At 54.3% G+C, this 2059-nt stretch carries 2 protein-coding genes; one reads left to right on the top strand and one right to left on the bottom strand.

The window, feature by feature from the left end; translation table 11 throughout:
- On the bottom strand, positions 1-701 hold a 701-nt coding region (locus QZY44_RS30165; RefSeq protein ID WP_295456446.1), incomplete at its 3' end, for a transposase.
- A gap of 210 nt (positions 702-911) precedes the next feature.
- Here QZY44_RS30165 and QZY44_RS30160 point away from each other — a divergent pair.
- Positions 912-1700 carry a hypothetical protein gene (locus tag QZY44_RS30160; RefSeq protein WP_295456444.1) on the top strand — a complete coding sequence of 263 codons (789 nt, stop codon included), beginning with the start codon at positions 912-914 and terminating at the stop codon, positions 1698-1700.
- Positions 1701-2059 lie beyond the last annotated feature (359 nt).

Below are 2059 nucleotides of genomic sequence, written 5' to 3'. Positions count from 1 at the left end.
GGGTGTTGCTCCTCATGCGCCATGAGGGTCGCGATGTTCTCGATGGCGTCGTTGCCGCTGTCCAGACGCACCAACAGCGGTGCGGCGGTCAGTCCACGCGCCCGCTCCAGGACCCGTGCCAAGAGTTCCGGGGTGCCTTTCTGGCTGTGTTGGCTTCCCTCGCGCAGTTCCAACTCCAGGCAATAGCCTTCTTGCCCCAGATAGGCAGCCATCGGGGCGAAGCCATCCTCTCCTTTGTAGGTCCGCGCGACACCCTCTTTCTTGGTCTTGGCGTTATTCATCGGGGTGACATCCGCATCCAGCGGCACCAGGCCATTGCCCAGTGGGGTGATCGGGGCTTCGCTACGGCGCAGGAACTCAATGGCGGCGGCAATGACCGCATCCTTGAAGCCGGGCGCGTTGGCATCCATGCGTTGACGCAAGATGGCGGCGGAGGGCGCCCGCTCCAGCCCCAGGGCCTCCAGAAAAAAGGGGTCGGTACGAAAGGCGTCGATCGCCTCGAAGTCGCTCTTGCCCAAACACAGCAGCGCGACATAGCTGGCGAGCATATCACCATGCGGCATCGCATCGCGACGCAGCGCCGACACCGCGGCGGCTTCCGCGGCCAGGTTGGTGCGTTCGCGAATCGCCAGCCCAACCAGTCCCAAGCCCGCGTGGGAAGTGAAATCCGCCGTCGATTTCGAAATAATCAGCCGCCGCATCGCGTCACCTGCAGAGTGAGTCCTAACGACGCGCTATTCTAACTCCAGACTGCTGCTTTTTCGAGAGATCCATGTCACTTCAGCGCATACAGTTCACTGAGTCAGGATTACTACAAAGGAGAGCGTCGCTACCACGACTACTCGGATTCATTGGCTGCTTTATATCTATGGGATCGTTCAATTTCCCTCAGGTTGGATTATGACTCTGACTTGGAACGCATAACTCTCAAACCACAGAAAAATGTCCCAACTGTTTTCTTGGGCCGAAGCAAAGGCGAGGTTCAGCGACTGGCCAAAACATTTTCAAAATTTCTCGATGGATACACGGCCAGCGCCTATGAATGCTTTTCTAATGATAACTATCCGTGGTGTTTTATAACGTATAGCTTTGTTAATGACGTGTCCAACTTTAGAATTCTAAGTTGGGGGCCTCAGTTCGCTACTCAAGGCTCAGTTCCTAATATTCAGCCTGATGGCACCGGCACTCTGTGGGTGCGGGTTTCCGGGGATGAAGAACTTGGAGCGGCACAGGTTTATTTCGGCGGGAAGCCGGCAGCATCTACTGTTGTTGGGTTGGGTAATATATCTGCAACAATACCCGCTACCATCCTTGATACACCTGGAACAGTAGATGTTTCTGTCAAGCAGGCTTTTGCAGGAAGGATCTTCCCGGTGGGTACTTTTGCCGTCGACGCACAAACGTATGACTTAAGAGTATTAAACTGGGGTCCGCAGTCTACTTCCGGTGGAGAAGTTCCAAATTTGCAACCTGACGGAGGGGCGGGGGTTTGGATTCAGGTGTCTGATGAGAGAGATATTGGAGATGTGCAAGTCTTATTCGATGGCTATCCCGCGAAATCGACTGCCGTCAGCTCAGGATTAATTGCCGCATCTGTTCCAGCAGGCTCCTTTAGGGAGCCCGGTAAGAAACCGGTTTCTATTAGGCAGGTTATTACAGGAAAGCTCTTTGCGGTAGGCAGTTTCGTCGTCGAGAAATAGACCGATAATGGCTAAAATGGTTTGCAGTTGTTAATGAAGTAATAGGCAATGATATTCGGGGCAATTGTTCGATCCGATCCGATCCGATGCAGTCAAGGCGTCGGAACGCCAAGGCGAGAGCCCCAAGGGCGCTTCTCCCGCCGACCGTCCGTCCGAGATCTGTAGCTTTTCGACTAGTGCGACGTGGCCAATGTGCCTCTTGATATCAAGCACTTTAGACCTATCGGGGCGAACCCATTTTCGGACAACGACGCCGATGGTTCAAAGCGATACGTGTTTCTACCTAGTGCCTGACAGGAAACTCGCATTTTCCAGCACCGTCTATTCGTGACGGCCGGGAAATCCTTGGTCGAGCCGTC

Origin of the sequence: uncultured Thiodictyon sp., from assembly GCA_903837595.1 — a bacterium.
Taxonomy (GTDB): Bacteria; Pseudomonadota; Gammaproteobacteria; order Chromatiales; family Chromatiaceae; genus Thiodictyon.
Note: the sequence above shows the minus strand (reverse complement) of the source record. Positions and strands in the feature narration are given on the sequence as shown.